The organism is Clostridium frigidicarnis (assembly GCF_900111985.1).
Classification (GTDB): Bacteria; Bacillota; Clostridia; order Clostridiales; family Clostridiaceae; genus Clostridium_Z; species Clostridium_Z frigidicarnis.
Genome location: NZ_FOKI01000019.1, coordinates 1 through 17,627, shown reverse-complemented (window position 1 = coordinate 17,627; position 17,627 = coordinate 1). Strand labels below are relative to the sequence as shown.

Here is a 17,627-nt window from a genome sequence, read left to right as displayed (position 1 = left end):
TCATATTAACAGGGGAGGAAAATAATGATTACCACAGCTTTAGTGGGAAATCCCAATGTAGGTAAAACTACACTATTTAACGCACTTACTGGTTCTAATCAATATGTTGGTAACTGGGCTGGTGTTACAGTAGAAAAAAAAGAAGGATTTCTTAGTGACTCAATAAAGATAGTTGATTTGCCTGGTATATATGCCATGGATACTTTCTCTAACGAGGAAAAAATTTCAAAAAAGTTTATAGAATCAGAAGATGTAGATCTTATAATCAATATAGTTGATGCTTCAAATTTAAGTAGAAACCTATATTTAACAACTCAATTAAAACAATTTAACAAGCCTATACTACTTATTTTAAATATGTGTGATGTTGCGGATAAAAAAGGTTTAAGAATCGATTATAAATCTTTAGAGGATAATTTAAAGGTTAAAGTTTTACCTATCACTGCTACTAAATCTAAAGGAATAGATGAAGTTAAAAAAATTATTTTAAGTGAGGATTTTAACTTCGGTATTGATAATAATAATTACTCCTTTTCATCCGAAGAAAAAGCTTATAAATTTATAGATAATATAATTTCAAAAAGTGTGGATTCTACAAATAAAGTTGTTAGCAAATCTTTAACTAACACAATTGATAAAGTGCTACTAAATCCATGGCTTGCTTATCCAATGTTTTTACTTGTTTTATTCTTAATGTTTAAATTAACTTTCTCTTGGATAGGACAACCCTTAACTGATCTTTTAGCTGATACTATAGATGGGCCTATAAAAACATTTATGGAAGGTATACTTTCAATTTCTAGCCCATGGTTTTCATCCTTAATAATTGAAGGAATAATAGCTGGAGTTGGATCTGTGATTTCATTTATACCTCTTATATTTGTATTATTTTTCTGTATTTCATTTTTAGAAGATAGCGGATATATGTCTAGGGCAGCATTTATAATGGATAGATTCATGAGAAAGATAGGTCTTTCCGGAAAGGCATTCATACCATTCATAGTTGGATTTGGTTGTTCTGTTCCTGCAATAATGTCTTCTAGAACTCTCGAAAGTGAAAAAGATAGGAAAATGACAGCATTGCTTGCACCATTAATGTCATGTAATGCTAGATTACCAGTTTATGCAACCTTTGCTGGTGCATTCTTTGCTGGAAATGATGCTTTAGTTATTATATCATTATATTTATTAGGAATTATAATGGCCTTAATCGTAGGTTTAATTTTCAAAAATACATTGTTTAAAAAGGATGAAGAACCTTTTATAATAGAACTTCCTGAATACAAGATACCCGAACTTAAAAGTATTTCTAAGTTAACATGGGAAAAAGGAAAAGAATTTATTAAAAAAGCTGGAACAATAATATTTGCAATGTCAATAATCATATGGTTTTTATCTCATTTTAGTACTATTGGCTATGTTGAAGATGTTTCATATGGATTTCTTGCAAATATAGGCTCTATTATAGCCCCTATATTTGCTCCCCTTGGATTTGGTCAATGGCAAGCTTCTGTTGCTTTACTAACAGGTATAGTCGCTAAAGAAAGTGTCTTGGCTACTATGGGTGTTATTTACGGTGGTGATTTAACATCAATTTTGCCTCAGCATTTTTCAACCCTATCCTCATATGCCTTTATGGTGTTTGTACTTCTATATACACCATGTATGGCTGTTATTGGTGCTATGAAAAAAGAATATGGAGCTAAGTTTGCTTTGTTTTCTGTAACTTACCAATTTGTATTAGCCTGGATTGTATCCTTCCTAGTATTTAATATTGGTGGATTTGTAATTACATTATTTTAAAAGAAGGTGTTTATATGGAACTTTTAATTACAGGTGTTATATTAATTGTTGCTATGTTCATATTATATAAAAATTTAAATAAAGCAAGAAAAGGTCAATGTACTTGTTCATCGAAAAATTGTAGTTCTTGTCCTAAGACACTTTTAAAAGTTTCTAGGGATAAAGAAAATGATAAATAGATAAAAATAAGCCATTCAGTTACAAAACTGAATGGCTTATTTTTATTTATAAATTTATACCCTATTACTACCACAACTTGTTTAGTATCCTTTTTTTATCAAGCTCTCTATTTCATCTTTATCTACACTTCTACTTATAAGACCATGGATTATCTTACCTGCGCATTTTTTAGATATATTATCATACTTAATATCTAAATTAATAGCTCTTTTTTTCAGAAGATGTTTTACTGACTTTTTTTGAGCCTCTGTTAACTTGTCGCTTCTCACTAATTTTTTTTCTCTTATTTCATTAACATAATGAAAAAGCTTAGGTAAGCTTATTACATCTTCTATGTTATGATTCATAAGCTTATACATTATTTCTTCATTATTGTTTATAAGATATTCATTATACATTATCCTAGATTCATATCCATCTATAGAATCTGTTCTGTTTATTCCAATACCTTTTTCCAATGCTTTAAGACCACACCCTTTAACTTTTAAAGACTTATAATATGGAAATATAAATCTATATAAATCAAAGTGATCTTTAGGTTTAGACAAATTTATTTTAAATTTTTCGCTTCGTTTTATTAAAAATGGTTCATCAAAGGACAATCCATTAAATGTGCACCACGAATAATATTCATCTAATATAACTTTAGCATTTTCTAAAATTGTTTTTTCTTCTTTTATTTCTTCTGCAAAGTATTGAGTTACTGTATAACTATCGCCAATAAATCTCCCTAGTGATATAGCCCATATAAACTCTATTCCATTCTTATCCAAGCTAGCTTCTATGTCGAAGAACACCATATCTTTCATATTGTACTCTGCTAAAAAAATCTCTTCGAAACCTAAATTAATTATTTTATCTCTTATTATCATTTAAAATCAATCCTTTAATAAAAACCATTGGTTGTTAAAGTTTTTTCACATGAAATAACAATTGGTGCATAACCAATTGTTACTATATAATTACATTTTATCTACAGTCTCTAGTCCTATTAAATATAATGCATTTTTTATAACTTGACAAGTAGCTTTTATCATATTTAATCTTGCTTTCTTTAATCCTTCATCTTCTACGTTGATTACAGGATGAGAATTATAGAATTTATTAAATGCCTTTGCTACATCTATAACATATCTAGTCACTACACAAGGTTCTAATTTGTCTATACCTGATACTATAGCCTTATTAAAGCCCTCTAAGGCCTTAACTAGTTCAAACTCTTCTTTAGTCGTAAGCTTAGTATAATCCGGCTCACAATCGACCTCACCAGCCTTATTTAACAAACTATTACCTCTTGCATAAGTGTATTGAACATATGGACCTGTTTCTCCATCAAAACTCAATATCTCTTTCCAGTCAAATACTATATCCTTTTCTCTTGTATTTCTTAGATAATTAAATACAATAGCACCTATACCTATTTTCTCTGCTACTTTTTCTTTATTTTCAAGGTTTGGATTTTTTTCATTTATAGTTTCTAATGTCTTTATAACTGCTTCATTTAATAACTCTTCAAGAAGTATTACATTTCCTTTTCTTGTAGAAAGTTTTTTATCTGCAAATCTAACTAATCCAAAAGATATATGATAACAATCTTTAGCCCATTCATTTCCCATAAGCTCTAATGTCTTAAATACTTGTTTAAAATGAAGCTTTTGATCTTTTCCTACAACATATATACATTTTTCAAAATTATACTTATCTTTTCTATATTTTGCTGCCGTTAAATCCCTTGTAGCATATATACTAGCACCATCTGATTTTAAAACTATACATGGAGGCATATTATACTCATCAAGCATTACAACCTGTGCACCATTACTTTCTGTTAATATACCTTTGCTTCTTATTTCTTCTACCACTGCATTCATTTTGTCGTTGTAGAATCCCTCTCCTGCAAAAGAGTCAAATTTAACTCCAAGTCTGTCATAAATCATATTAAATTCTTTTAATGACACATCTTTAAATCTATTCCATAAAGCTGTTGCTTCTTCATCACCATCTTCTAATCGTTTAAAATACATTCTTCCTTCATCTTCAAGTGATGAATCCTTTTCAGCCTCATCATGGAACTTAACATATATTCTTAATAATTCTTTTATTGGTTCCTTCTCTAGAGCTTCTTCATTTCCCCATCTTTTATAAGCAGATATTAATTTACCAAATTGAGTTCCCCAATCTCCTAAATGATTTATACCTACTGTATCGTATCCTTGTGAACCTAACATTCTGTATAATGCATTTCCTATAGCTGTTGTAAACAAGTGACCTACATGAAATGGTTTAGCTATATTAGGTGATGAATATTCCACACACATTGTTTTTCCATTTCCAAATTCAGATTTACCGTACTCTTCTTTTTCTATTAATATTTTTGAAATTATGTCCTTTGAAAAATTTGCTTTATCCATAAAGAAGTTTAGATATGGACCAAAATTTTCTATCTTTTCAAAACCTTCTTTGTTTATTTTTTCTTTTAATTCTTCTGCTATCATGTTAGGAGCTTTTCTCATTACTTTAGAAAGTTGAAAACACGGAAATGCATAATCACCCATTTCTGGTTTTGGTGGAACTTCTAAAAGTTTTTCTATTGTTTCTAAATCTAATTCTACTACTTCTTTTATTCTATTTGCTGTAATTTTTTTATAATCCATAATATACCTCCTGCTTAATGCCAACTAAGATTATTTTATATATATTTAAACTTTAAAATGTATTTTTATAAATTTACAAAAAAGGCTGCGACCTTTTTAAAATTGTCAATTTCTTAAACTCTTGCCACTTGCCACTTGTAATTTTTTACTCATTAAAGTTCTTAACTTAAAATTCCATATGTTTCATAACTTAATAAAGTTATCCACAAATTTGAAATTTTATAATATCCTCTAAAAGAACAAAGTGGTGGCGCCACATTGTAATTGAAAATTGACAGTTGTTGTTGAAAATCTCAGGTTTTTTTTAATAAGATTTTTTTATTTTAGAAATCTCCTTAAGAAGATTTCATCCAACATTGTCAATTGTAAATTCTCAATTTTCAATTCAAAAGCCCTTTAACCCTAAGTTTTATAAGCATTTTAGAATTAAAAAATTCTATAATTTCTTATACAATAAAAAAAGCCCGTCTCTAAAACTTAGAGACGAACTTAAATCCGCGGTACCACTCCATTTAGCTAATAACTTAGCTCTCTTAAAACAATGTTAACGCCATAACAGCGACTTAAACTACTAACCATTATAGGCTTTTATAAAAGCTTCTCCAAGGCTCTCTTCCTTTAAACTTTCTTATGAAGCTTTCACCAACCTTCACTCGCTAAAAGAAAAACTTTAAAGTACTCTCCTCTTCACCGAATTTAAATATTAATTTTTACAATAAATTATATACCCTGCATCTTTTATTGTCAATACAAATTTATATTATATGATTTTGTCTTTCTTCTCCCATAAAAAATATAGCTAGTGCATCTGCTCCACTATATGCTCCAACAGCATTTCCTATATAATTTATAAGTACTTCCTTTACTTCAAGCTCATTTATAAGTTTTTCTTTTAATTTAAGAGCTTCATCCAAACAATCACCATGACATATGGTTACGATTTCTTCTTTTGGATTAATCATTCTTTCTTTGGCTATTTCCACCAATTTAGCAAGAGATTTTTTTCTTCCCTTAACCTTTAATATAGGTATTACCCTTCCCTCATCATTTAATGTTAATACTGGTTTAACGTGTAATACCATGCCTATAGTGGCTGCTGCTCCCGATATTCTTCCACCTTTTTTTAAATAACTCAAATCATCTACAAGAATATATGTATTTACTTTCATCTTTATTTCCTCTATATAAGAAACGATTTCTTTTCTTGTAGCATTTTTCTCTTCCTTTAATTCTATGGCTTTTTTTACAATTAATCCTTGTCCTAACGATCCAGTTAAACAATCTATTATATCTATATTAGCTTCTGGATATTCTTCTAATATCATGTTTCTAGCAACATTCGCCCCATTAAAGGTTCCACTTAACCCTGATGATACACATAAATAAATTATATCATTACCATCATCAATTAACTCCTTAAACTTATCATAAAATGCCTGAGAACTTGGCTGCGAAGTTTTAGGAACTATCCCATTTCTTAAACCATCAAAAAATTTCTTATAACTTAAAGTAGTCCCAAAATCATCAGCATATTCTTTATCATCAAAATTACAACTTAACTTAACATAGGGCACATTTTTTTCATTAATATACTCTATGGGTAAATCACAACAAGAGTCTGTCATAATCACACACTTTTCCATAAGTTTTTAATCTCCAATCCTTGAATTATTTTGAGTTTATTATACATTAAACAACATAAACATACAAGAAATTAAATTAAATGTCACAAGGTATTTTTTGTTTGTTTTTCTAACTGTTTATTTTACATTTTTATTACACATATAATTTATAATTTTACAATTTAATGACATAAATTACACCATAAAACTCGTCATTATGATGTAATTTCACAAAAGTTTATAATAAAATTATTTATTAATTAAATCCAATTCTTGATTTCTATGATTAAGGCATATTCAAAAAATAACAAGTTAGTATGCTAGTATATTTGACTTATTATTTTCTTTCATGTGCCTAATATAAATTCTCTTGTTGCTTAATAGAGTGTGAATTATATATAATAGTTTATAAATGTTATATATTTAAGCAAAGGAGTTTTATTGTCATGAGTAAATTAGGCATAATTGATATAGGTTCTAATTCCGTAAGACTAATAGTAAGTGAAATCCACCCTTCTGGTGGTTTTAAAATTTTGATGGACTTAAAAGAAACTCTTCGTATAGGTTTAGATGTAGAGTTAAATAATAAAATTTCTGACAACAAATTAAAAGAGTGTTTAAGCACTTTGAAGAATTTCAAGCTTCTATGTGATACAATGGGCGCTAATAATATAATAACTGTTGCCACAGAAGCCATTAGAAAAGCCTCTAATAACTCTATGTTTATAAATTTGGTTAAAGATGATGTTGGACTAAATATTAAAGTCCTATCTGGAACTGAGGAAGCATCCTTAGATGCTAAGTCAGTTATAAATAGCTTATATATAGAAAATTCTTTAGTTATAGATATAGGTGGTTCTAGTACAGAACTTGCATGGGTTAAGGATAATAAAATTATTCAATGTGCTTGTCTTCCATTTGGATCAATAAATCTAACTCATAGGTATAATATTGAAAATATAATTGATTATAAGGAAGAAGCAAAGCTTAAAGAATTTCTTATAGAGTCCATTAAAGATGTGCCTTGGTTGGTTACAGGTAACTTTAAATCTATTATTGGAATTGGTGGTTCTGTAAGGAATCTCTCAAGAATAGATAAAATTAAAAAACGTTATCCTATAGATTCCTTCCATAATTATATCTTTTCTGATTTAGATTTATCTTACATGTATAATTTACTTAAAAGTAAATCCTTAAAAGATAGAAGTAGAATTGAAGGATTATCAAAAGATAGAGCAGATATAATAGTTGCCTCTACCTCTATACTTAATACATTGGCACAAAACCTTAATATAAAAGAAATCGTAGTTAGTGGAAAAGGTCTTAGAGAAGGCCTTTTATATGATTATATTGAAAAAAACATTTGCTGTATAAATGATATTTTAGAATATTCATTAGAATCTATTCTTGAAAATCACAATGTAGATTTAGTACATGCAAAAAACGTATATAACCATAGTAAAACATTATTTAATGCACTTAAAGAGAAATATAACTTAAATGAAGATTTGTTAAAAATATTAAAAATAGCTAGTTATTTACATGATGTTGGTATAAGCATGAGGTATTATGATCATGAAAAGCATTCATTTTATATGATATTAAATTCTCAAATAAGTGGTGTTAATCATAAAGAGCTTTTAATGTCTGCATATACTGCTGCATTTCATAAAAAAATTAAATCTACCTTCTGTCAGTATAGTTCCATAATCAACAGACTAGATATTCATTATGTTGAATTGTTAGGATTAATTCTTAGAATAAGTGAATCCTTTGACAAAACTTTATTAGGTTCAATTACAATAACAGATTGTAGTTTAACTGATGATTCTTTTATAATAAAAGTTAAATCAAATAAAGATATTTCTCTTGAGATCAAAGATGCATTGAAGTGTAAAGATCTCTTCTTAGAACTATTTCATAGAGATTTAGTAGTAGAATGGGATTTATAAATTCAAATAGGCATATAAGCTAAAAAGCTTATATGCCTATTTGTTAATAATTTTCTATAAAAACATTATTAATTTGCTTATTCCTAATAATAAATTGGTTAAAAGTTGTATTGGCTTAAATATTATATTAGAAACTATAGGTATAAATAGTATTGCAAGTAAAATAATATACCTATACTTGTACATAGTTCCCTCATATTTATAAAATGTTTTTGGCCATAAATCTCTTAATATATGTGCCCCATCAAAACCTGGTAATGGTATTAAGTTAAATATAAATAGCATTACATTCACTGTTAGTGTATATTCAATTATTTGTTTTAAAACCACAGCAAGAGCTCCGCTTCCTATAATAGGAAAAACAAATTTTAAGTATATACCATAAAGTACTGCTGCCACCACAGCTACTATAAAGTTAGCTATTGGTCCTGCTAAACTAACTTTCAAATCATCTTTATAGTACCTTTTAAATGCACTTGGGTTAGTTTCTACCGGCTTAGCCCATCCTATACCTGCTATTAATATAAACAAGAATCCTAATAGATCAATATGCACAAATGGATTTAATGTTAATTTCCCTTGAAATCTTGGAGTCTTATCTCCTAATTTATCAGCCATTTTTGCATGAGCATACTCATGAAAAGTAAATCCAATTAATATTGCTGGTATTGTTAATATTATTTGTTGTAAATCAAAACCTCTTCCGAACAAATTATCACCTCTCTATAATATAATAATGGCCTTAAGTATTAAGCTTAAGGCTGTATTTTTGTTTTTACAAGTTTACCGCCACTAATACTTGTGATCCCATTTTCATAAACAGATAATATTTTCCCTTGATAGCTTACCTCTTTATTATTCTTTACATCTCTAAGAATTCCCTTTAAATTTTCATTAACATATACATTTCCATTATTAGTAACATGTATGTTTTTATAATTTGTATTTGCTGGAACCTCTAACTTTTTAAAAGATTTTGGCTCTTTTACTGGACCATAAACTAATGTTTTAACTATCCCATTCTTATCTACACTAGCTATATATGCATTATCATCTATATCCACTGATAACAACTTATTTATACCCTCTCCTGCCTTTAGAGTAGTCTCACTACCACTTATGGCTATATTATTAGAATTTAAATCTTCATAAAGTAACTTATCTTCTCTTTTACAAAGGGATATATCTCCAACTTTTGATGTTTTCAATTTGGCTTTTGTTAACTCATTCATTATGTTTAATCTATATATATAGTTCTTGCTTCCATTAGTTACTTTAACATAAGTTACCTGGGTTAAAGGTGCTGCCTTAATATCTGTAACCTTTCCATTTCCATCAATTTCTATATCTTTTATTTTTTCTTTTACATCTTTATCTATATCATAATAAGATAATTCTACTTGATCCCCTTGTTTTAATCCTATTAACATTCTGTTTCTATCACTTATCCACTGATAATATGAATGTTCCGTAAAAGAAGTTTTTTGAACATTACCAGTTTCTGTGTTAATTATTTTAATTTCTTTGTTCTCTACATATGAAATGTATTTGCCATTATATGATGTTTTAAACATATTCAAATCAGCTGGTAAACTTATATCTGCTTGTGGTTTATCATTTTCATTTTCATTGACATCTACTTTTTCCATTTTTACATCATTTATATTATTGCTAAACAAATAATTATTTGCATAGAATAATCCTGAAAACTGAACTATTAATGCAAGTAATACCCATAATACTATAACTTTTAATCTGTTCTTCATAAAATCTCTCCTTAAAAAGCTACTTTACATAAACTACTGATGGTACTGCCCTTTCCCCTAAGCTATTAGCCGGATTATTTATTACTTCTCCATTTAAATACATAGTTGATGAAGAACCTCCATCTAGGTTTGTTGCATTAACTACTCCCTTTTCTATTAATAAATCTTGAACCTCTCTTAATGTGGCTCCTAGACTTGAAACCTGTCTTCCATCAATTACAAGCATTACAATTGCTCCATCTCTTCTTTGTCCTATGGCAGTCCTAGGTGCAACTCCCCAACCACCATCTCCACTAGTTATCGTTGGTTTACCATTAACAACAAGAGGTGGTCCAAAAGATAAAGCTTCAGTTACTTTTAATTCCTTAAGCTCTTTTATGTTATATTTACCAACTAACAATCTTCCCTCTTTAGTAAAAGCCATAGTATCCACTTTTGTTTCTTCATTCTTAATAGCATCAAATTTGATTTCTCCATTATGAATTATGACTCCTGTAGGAGTAGCTCCTGTTCCAGTCCAGCCTGTAGACTCATCTGGAAAGCCTCCACCATTTATCGCTGCTACTGCATCATTACTTCTAGCAATTTGACTAGTTAATTGCCCTTCCACCCCAAATTTTTCTGTATAACCAACCATTAAACGTCTCGGTTCCTTAATAACTAACATATATCCCTTAAATTTTCCTGGTGACGAAACATTGTACCTCTCAATAGTATCATCATGAGATATTGGTAGCTTTATGTCTGAATTTTTATTATCCTGCTCTATATCTTCTACTTTATGTGATGACAATATCTCATTTATTTTTTCATTAGATAAAAATAATGTGGCTATATATTTATGATTTAATGTAGTCATAGCAGCCCCCACTATAGTATCTCTAACATTTTCAAAAGGACCGTAAAATATTAGGAATGGGGATGTAATTCCAATAAATAATATTTGGAACACTAAAAATTTCATCACTGTTTTCCAACTTTTTTTATTTTTCTTTTTACTTCTTTTTTTCCTTTTATTTTGTGTACTATTGTTCTTTTCGTTATTCATAGGCTTTAATACCTCTCAAATTTATTTTTCATATATAAAAATTATACTCGAATTATGTAAATATTTTTATGAATTTATTTTAATTTTTATGTCATTTAAGTTTACATTTACTCTGAATATTATATATTCTGTGCTGAATTTATGCAAATGTATATTACTATTGATTAAATTCAGTGTTTTTATTAATTATTTCCATTTATTTTAATTTCAGACATAAAAAAACATTGGTGAAGATAATAATTAATAATCTTATTAATTATTAGATATATCTTACCAATGCTTTTTAAATATTTATAACCTTTTAGCAGCCTCATATGCTAATGGTGATCTCTCACACTCATCATATTTTAATGTAACCTGGTAGCATACACTACTTCCTTTCATTTTTTCTGATGCATAGCATAATCCATTAGATCTTGAATCTAAAAACGGGTGATCTATTTGTTCTGGGTCGCCTATAAGAACTAGCTTAGTACCCTCACCTACTCTTGTTATTATTGCCTTTACTTGTTTAGGTGTTAAATTTTGAGCCTCATCTATAATTACATAATTTTTTACAATTGACCTACCTCTTAAATAAGCAACAGCTTCTGTTGTAATAATTCTTCGTTCAAATAATTCTTCTATTTTGTCATCTAATTCTCTCTCATTGTTATATCTTTCTTTTTCATCTGAATCTACTAATATTTGAAGATTATCATATACTGGTCTCATGAATGGAGCTATTTTCTCTTCCTCTGTTCCTGGAAGATATCCTATGTCTTCATCCATAGTTACATTAGGTCTACATACTAGAATTTTTCTATATTTTTTTTGATCTGTTTCCAAAATCTCATGTAACCCTGCTGCAAGTGAAAATAATGTTTTAGCAGTTCCTGCTGGTCCTTTTATTATTACCAATGGTGCTTTATCTGCACCTGTACATAAACATTCCATCATAAACTTTTGTCCAACATTTCTTGGGGTTACTCCAAACATAGGCCCGTCTTTATAATATAGAGGTACTATCTTCTTTCCATCATATCTTCCTAATGCAGTTTGTTTAATATTCTCTTTGCTATGAATTATCACAAACTGGTTAAGTTCTAAAAGAGGGATCTCATATCTTTCCTCGTCTTCATCATACCAAATCAACTCATCTATATTTATAAATCTTTCTCTATAAAATTTATCTATAACATTACTTGCTCCATATAAATCTATTCTTCCTGTATACTGATCATCATGTTCTGGAACAAATTTTTCATAAAAATCTTCTACTTCTATATCAACTATATCAGCTTTTATTCTTTCAAAAATATCCTTAGTAATTAAACATACATTTTCGCCCTGTTCTTTTATTCCTTTACAAACCTGGATGATTCTATTATCGGCTTTAAATTTGTCCCATGTGGGTGGAATATCTGTCTCATAATGATTCATTTCAACCCTTAATTTCCCACCACCTGGTAAAAGTATTCCTTGATTTAATTTACCATCCTTTCTCAATTTATCAATAAGCCTTGCTGCATGTCGAGCATTTGCCCCTAAATCATTTTTATCTTTTTTAAATTTATCTAATTCTTCTAAAACAACCTCTGAGATAACAACGTCATTCTCTCCAAAAGCTAAAATGGCAGTAGGAGAATAAAGCAATACATTAGTGTCTAATACGTATGTTTTTTTCAAAATTAACCCCCCTCTCCTTATATCATATGAGATTAACCCTTGAAATATATTTAAAATTTATTTATTCACTCTCAAAATAAAGTAATGGAATTCATCTAAATATAAAAAGCTAGGTCTAATCAACAGAAATTAGCTGACTACACAAAATATTGTAATGTATAAAAAACTTGATATATCTAAAACCCAATAACTCACTAGGTTCAAACAATTGAAATTTCCAACAGAAACAACACTTTTTTCACTAAAAATACTTACGGTTTACCAATAGTTATACCTCTATTTTCATTAGATAATTTTATTTTTATAAGAATATAAATGTTAAAATAGGAATTCATAAAAGCGTGTGGATATAAGCGTTAGCAAATTATCTGACGAACATTAATCATTCTAAGGTATAAAAAAACATTGATGAGTTTAAAAACCATCAATGTTTTTTTATACCTTAGAATGATATGTGTATCAAGCTAGTTCATGTTGCTTATGCCCACATACTTGTAGTATATCTCTATTCTAATCCTTTATTTAATTGCTCTAGTAAATCTTTTATATCTAATCCATGAATTAATGCTGCATCCTCTAAACTCTCCATTTGAGCTGATGGACATCCTATACATCCCATTCCATTACTCATCAAAATTTCAGCTGCATTAGGGTTTATTTTTAATATGTCACCAATTATAGTTTTTTCTGTTATTTTCATAATTAATACCCTCCTAATAACTTTAATTTATATTGGGTGTTATATTTATTATAATATAACTAATAATATTTATACGTAACATAAGTTACGGACAATCATTATTACTTCATAGTAATATTATATTATAAGAATTTTCCTTAGTAAAGTAAGTAAAAGAAAAATATTATATAATGAAAGGATTTTATTTATGAGCTTATATTTAGCACCAGTACATTTTTGGTTATTTAATAAAATAAAATTATCCGAAAGTCTTGAAAGAGATTTAGAAGAATCTTTAACTAACAAATTTGGCAATGAAGTATATTCTATTTCCTGTAATTCCTTAAAAGAGTTTGGTAGTTTTACTGAAAACAAACCCTTAGATGAAATTATAGATACATCTAATATCCATGGATGGCTTCAAGATAAAGTTTCAAAAACTGAATTAAGAACTGCATATTTATTAACTAATGTTATAAATGGATTTGGAGAAGAAGCGCTAAAAACAGCATTAGATGTCTATAAAAAGCAAGGTTATATATGTGGAAATGAATTGAAAGAAAATAATGAAAATCAAAATGCTTTGGTCTTATTTAAAGGTTTAAACAATTATATACTTGATGGTATGCCTTGTGATAATGCTAACTCCATTCTTATGAAAAATGATGACTTAGTAGAATGGGAAAATAAAAAATGCATTCATAAGCCTTATTGGGATAAAATTAGTGGTGATATAACTTATTTCTATAACTTAAGAGACCAATGGATAGAATCATTTATAGCCACCGCAAATAATAATTTTCACTATGAAAAACATGATACTTTAAAATATAAAATTTGTAAATTATAGTGATACAATATAGACTTAAATTTCACAAAAATATATAATAAACAAAAGCTTTAAAATAATTTTATTTTAAAGCTTTAAATGTTTTACAAAGGATTTGATACACATGAAATATAAAATTTTAGAACTATTTAAGGATAGTGATGATTATATATCTGGTGAATATATAAGTAATACGCTTGGTGTTACCAGAGCCTCTATATGGAAGTATATAAAAGCTTTAAAAGAGGAAGGCTATGAGTTTACTTCCTCCACTAAGATTGGGTATAAACTAATATCTCGCCCTGATATACTAAATAAAGCTGAAGTTTTTCCTTTATTAAACACTAAATATATAGGAAGAGAATATTTCCATTTTCAATCTATAACTTCAACTAATACAATAGCTAAAGATTTTGCTAAAACAAAACCTATAAATGGAGCAATATTTGTTAGTGAGGAACAAACTCAAGGTAAAGGTCGATTAGGTAAACATTGGACTTCTCCAAAATCTTCAGGAATATGGTTTTCATTACTCCTAACACCTAATATACCTACTGCCGAAATCTCTAAAGTTACATTAATAGGTGCTGCTGCTGTTTATTTAGCTTTAAAAGAATTTAATATTGAATCAAAAATCAAATGGCCAAATGACATAATAATTAACAATAAAAAAGTTTGTGGAATTTTATCTGAGATAAATGGGGAAATAAATAATATAAACTATTTAATTATGGGTATAGGCTTAAATGTAAATATGATAGATAAAGACTTTCCTGAAGAACTTAAGGATAAAGCAACTTCTTTAAATTTAGAATTTCATAGTGCTTTTTCTAGAAAACTTTTATTATCTAGCATTTTAAATAACTTAGAAATTTTATATGACGATTTTTTACATACAAGAACTCTCAATAAAACATTAGAAGTAAGTAGAAATTCCTCTATTCTGTTAGGTAAAACTGTTCAATGCATAAGAGGAACTACAACAATGCTCGCTAAAGCTAAGGATATAACTGAAGATGGAGAATTACTAGTTGAGTTAAGTGATGGAAGAGAAGAAAAAATCATCTGTGGTGAGGTCTCTATTAGAGGACTTTATGGCTATGTGGATTAATAGCTTAATTTGTAAAATTTTAAATCTATCTATACATTTTTGTTGAAAAGTACACACCCTTATGTTATAACTAATTGTTACTGAAAAATACATTTTTTCAGCTTAAAATTCGAAAACTCCCTAATTATATATGATTCAATAAAGTTTGCTCATGTATTACGACAATATAAATGTAGTTTTATTAATGAAACATATATATAACACAATTTAGGTCTTTTAATTTCTTGGAGGTGTTGATTATGAATATTAATTTAATAGGTGTACCTTTATACTTTGGTTGTGATAAAAAAGGTGTTGATTTAAGTCCAGATATTTTAAGAAATAATGGCTTAATAGATATATTAGAAAAACATAATCATAAAGTATTTGATTTAGGAAACCTTCACGTTAAACAAATGAGTGAACAGGATAAATTTAAAGATAATAAATCAATGAAATATTTAAGTCCTGTAGTTGAGCTAAATAATAATCTAGCCCAAAGTGTATACTGTTCTTTAAATTCTGGATATTTTCCACTTGTAATAGGTGGTGATCACGCCTTAGGATTAGGAAGTATATGCGGAGCTAGCAAACACTTTAATAATGATTTAGCTGTAATATGGATAGATGCCCACGGAGATATAAACACAGATAAGACAACACCATCCGGAAACATACATGGAATGCCTCTTGCTGCCGCCATGGGTCTTGGTAATGAAAGCCTTACTGATATATATTTCAACGATAGAAAAGTAAATCCAAAGAATGTATATATAATAGGTGCTAGAGCCTTAGATCAAGGTGAACTTGATTTAATGAAAGAAGTAGATTTAAAACTTTGGAAAACATCAGAAGTTAAAGAATTAGGTTGCGAAAAAATTATTAATGATATCCTAACGGATTTAAATAAAAAAGGTATAACTAATGTCCACATAAGTTATGATATTGACTCTCTTGATGCAAATATAGTTCCTGGCACAGGTACTCCTGTTGAAAATGGACTAAATGTAGATGAAGTTAATTATGTATTAGAGAAGTTATTAAAAAGTGGATTAATAACTTCTATGGATTTTGTAGAACTTAATACAAAATTAGATTCTACAGACCAAACTTTAAATGTAGCTTTAGAGCTTTTCAATGTTATTTCTAAGAGTTTATCACATGTTGATAAACTAAAATAGTTAAAAATAACCCTTCTTAAAATATTTATTTTTTAAGAAGGGTTATTAGTTATCTAAAAAATAACAGACTAGTACTCTTGCCTGTTTGGAATAATATTCCATAATTAAAAATTACCCTAGCACTACTATGAATAACTTTTAATTCTTTGTCTTATACCAAATATACTTAGAATATGTGTCTTATTTTTTTCAGATACCTTATATGTGTGTTACAATAATAATACATATTATCACTAGGAGGACTTCTATGAAACTAATATTTTTTGATACAGAAACTACAGATATAAAACCAGATATAGGTAGCATATGCCAATTAAGCTATATAATTGTTGATACCTCTACAAAACCAAATTCTATTGAAGGTAAAAATTTCTTTTTTACAGTAGAGCATATGTCTCCTTCTGCTGAAAAAATTCATGGTTTTTCTCTTGAAAAACTTTATGATTTAAGTAGCGGTGAGTACTTTGAAGATAAACTAGAGTACTTTTTAAATGATTTTTTAGATGCTGATATTTTAATAGGACATAATGTATCTTTCGATATTAAATTTTTATGTCACGAATTAGAAGGAATAGGAGAAATCTATTCACCTAAAAATAAATTTTGTACTATGAATTATTATAAAAATATATGTAAAATTCCAAAAGCTAACGGTGAAATTAAAAACCCTAAATTAGTAGAAGCAGTACAATTTTTTGGGTTAACAGATAATGTAATTTCTAAAAAAGCAGACACCTTATTTAAGGAAAGTGGAAATTATCATGATGCTCGTTTTGATGTAGCTGCAACTTATCTTATAGTAACAGAAGGTATAAGAAAAGGTCTTATACCAAGCTTTTACTTTACTAATATGGCAAAACAATAAGAACAAAAGGCTGTGCCCTTTTCAAATTGACAATTGAGAATTGACGATTATTGTTGGAAGTCACAGACTTCCTAAATATAAAGTTGAAGGTTGAGAGTTGAAAGTTCAGGTTGAAAATCACAGATTTTCTTTAATTATATTTTTAAAATTTAAAAATCTTCCTAAGAAGATTTATCCTCCAATTCTCAATCGTCAATTGTCAATTCATTTCAATCTTCCTAAGAAGATCGGATTGCTCCCCGCTATCTGGACTAAAGTTACTCATTCTAAAGTTTTCTCAAAATTTCAAG

The 17,627-nt window shown here is 28.3% G+C and carries 15 protein-coding genes and 1 other annotated feature; of the genes, 7 read left to right on the top strand and 8 right to left on the bottom strand.

All coding sequences use genetic code 11. The features are described 5' to 3' along the window. The first annotated feature begins 24 nt into the window (after positions 1 to 24). Positions 25 to 1,803, top strand: coding sequence for a ferrous iron transport protein B (feoB, locus tag BM119_RS11930; RefSeq protein WP_090041756.1), 1,779 nt, complete (start codon positions 25 to 27; stop codon positions 1,801 to 1,803). A 14-nt stretch (positions 1,804 to 1,817) separates the two neighbouring features. Next, the gene (locus BM119_RS11925; RefSeq protein ID WP_090041754.1) at positions 1,818 to 1,982 is read left to right on the top strand and encodes a FeoB-associated Cys-rich membrane protein; all 165 of its coding nucleotides are present in this window, start codon (positions 1,818 to 1,820) and stop codon (positions 1,980 to 1,982) included. Between the two features lie 81 nt (positions 1,983 to 2,063). Here the strand turns inward: BM119_RS11925 and BM119_RS11920 are convergent, their stop codons facing one another. The 3 genes from BM119_RS11920 to BM119_RS11910 all read right to left on the bottom strand — a co-directional run bounded on the left by BM119_RS11920 (position 2,064) and on the right by BM119_RS11910 (position 6,280). Then, on the bottom strand, positions 2,064 to 2,855 hold the full coding sequence (locus BM119_RS11920) for a ribonuclease H-like domain-containing protein (RefSeq protein ID WP_090041752.1): 792 nt from the start codon (positions 2,853 to 2,855) through the stop codon (positions 2,064 to 2,066). 90 nt (positions 2,856 to 2,945) lie between these two features. After that, a complete protein-coding gene (gene argS, locus BM119_RS11915; protein WP_090041751.1) occupies positions 2,946 to 4,637 on the bottom strand; it encodes an arginine--tRNA ligase in 1,692 nt (563 codons plus the stop codon). 476 nt (positions 4,638 to 5,113) lie between these two features. Continuing rightward, positions 5,114 to 5,337 (bottom strand) — a binding site (T-box leader). Between the two features lie 55 nt (positions 5,338 to 5,392). Continuing rightward, positions 5,393 to 6,280 (bottom strand): DegV family protein, encoded by an 888-nt coding sequence (locus BM119_RS11910; protein WP_090041749.1) that lies wholly within the window; start codon positions 6,278 to 6,280, stop codon positions 5,393 to 5,395. A 425-nt stretch (positions 6,281 to 6,705) separates the two neighbouring features. Here BM119_RS11910 and BM119_RS11905 point away from each other — a divergent pair, with 425 nt between their 5' ends. Continuing rightward, a complete protein-coding gene (locus BM119_RS11905; RefSeq protein ID WP_090041747.1) occupies positions 6,706 to 8,211 on the top strand; it encodes a Ppx/GppA phosphatase family protein in 1,506 nt (501 codons plus the stop codon). A gap of 54 nt (positions 8,212 to 8,265) precedes the next feature. Here BM119_RS11905 and BM119_RS11900 read toward each other — a convergent pair whose 3' ends face one another. From BM119_RS11900 to BM119_RS11880, 5 genes are all read right to left on the bottom strand, one after another. Then, positions 8,266 to 8,922 carry a site-2 protease family protein gene (locus BM119_RS11900; protein WP_242948423.1) on the bottom strand — a complete coding sequence of 219 codons (657 nt, stop codon included), beginning with the start codon at positions 8,920 to 8,922 and terminating at the stop codon, positions 8,266 to 8,268. Positions 8,923 to 8,966: 44 nt separating this feature from the next. Further along, the gene (locus tag BM119_RS11895; protein ID WP_090041746.1) at positions 8,967 to 9,977 is read right to left on the bottom strand and encodes a hypothetical protein; all 1,011 of its coding nucleotides are present in this window, start codon (positions 9,975 to 9,977) and stop codon (positions 8,967 to 8,969) included. Positions 9,978 to 9,996: 19 nt separating this feature from the next. Continuing rightward, entirely contained in the window at positions 9,997 to 11,025 is a 1,029-nt protein-coding gene (locus BM119_RS11890) for a phosphodiester glycosidase family protein (protein WP_090041744.1), read from the bottom strand. Between the two features lie 291 nt (positions 11,026 to 11,316). Beyond that, complete coding sequence (locus tag BM119_RS11885; RefSeq protein WP_090041742.1) at positions 11,317 to 12,693, bottom strand: PhoH family protein; 1,377 nt, start codon at positions 12,691 to 12,693, stop codon at positions 11,317 to 11,319. Between the two features lie 505 nt (positions 12,694 to 13,198). After that, complete coding sequence (locus BM119_RS11880; protein WP_090041740.1) at positions 13,199 to 13,393, bottom strand: DUF1858 domain-containing protein; 195 nt, start codon at positions 13,391 to 13,393, stop codon at positions 13,199 to 13,201. A gap of 187 nt (positions 13,394 to 13,580) precedes the next feature. On the opposite strand from BM119_RS11880, the gene BM119_RS11875 reads away from it, so the two are divergent. From BM119_RS11875 to BM119_RS11860, 4 genes are all read left to right on the top strand, one after another. Then, positions 13,581 to 14,222, top strand: a complete 642-nt coding sequence (locus BM119_RS11875; protein WP_090041739.1) for a hypothetical protein — start codon at positions 13,581 to 13,583, stop codon at positions 14,220 to 14,222. Positions 14,223 to 14,325: 103 nt separating this feature from the next. After that, positions 14,326 to 15,312, top strand: a complete 987-nt coding sequence (locus BM119_RS11870) for a biotin--[acetyl-CoA-carboxylase] ligase (RefSeq protein ID WP_090041737.1) — start codon at positions 14,326 to 14,328, stop codon at positions 15,310 to 15,312. A 239-nt stretch (positions 15,313 to 15,551) separates the two neighbouring features. Then, complete coding sequence (rocF, locus tag BM119_RS11865) at positions 15,552 to 16,472, top strand: arginase (protein ID WP_090041735.1); 921 nt, start codon at positions 15,552 to 15,554, stop codon at positions 16,470 to 16,472. A gap of 247 nt (positions 16,473 to 16,719) precedes the next feature. Beyond that, the gene (locus tag BM119_RS11860; protein ID WP_090041733.1) at positions 16,720 to 17,337 is read left to right on the top strand and encodes a 3'-5' exonuclease; all 618 of its coding nucleotides are present in this window, start codon (positions 16,720 to 16,722) and stop codon (positions 17,335 to 17,337) included. Positions 17,338 to 17,627 lie beyond the last annotated feature (290 nt).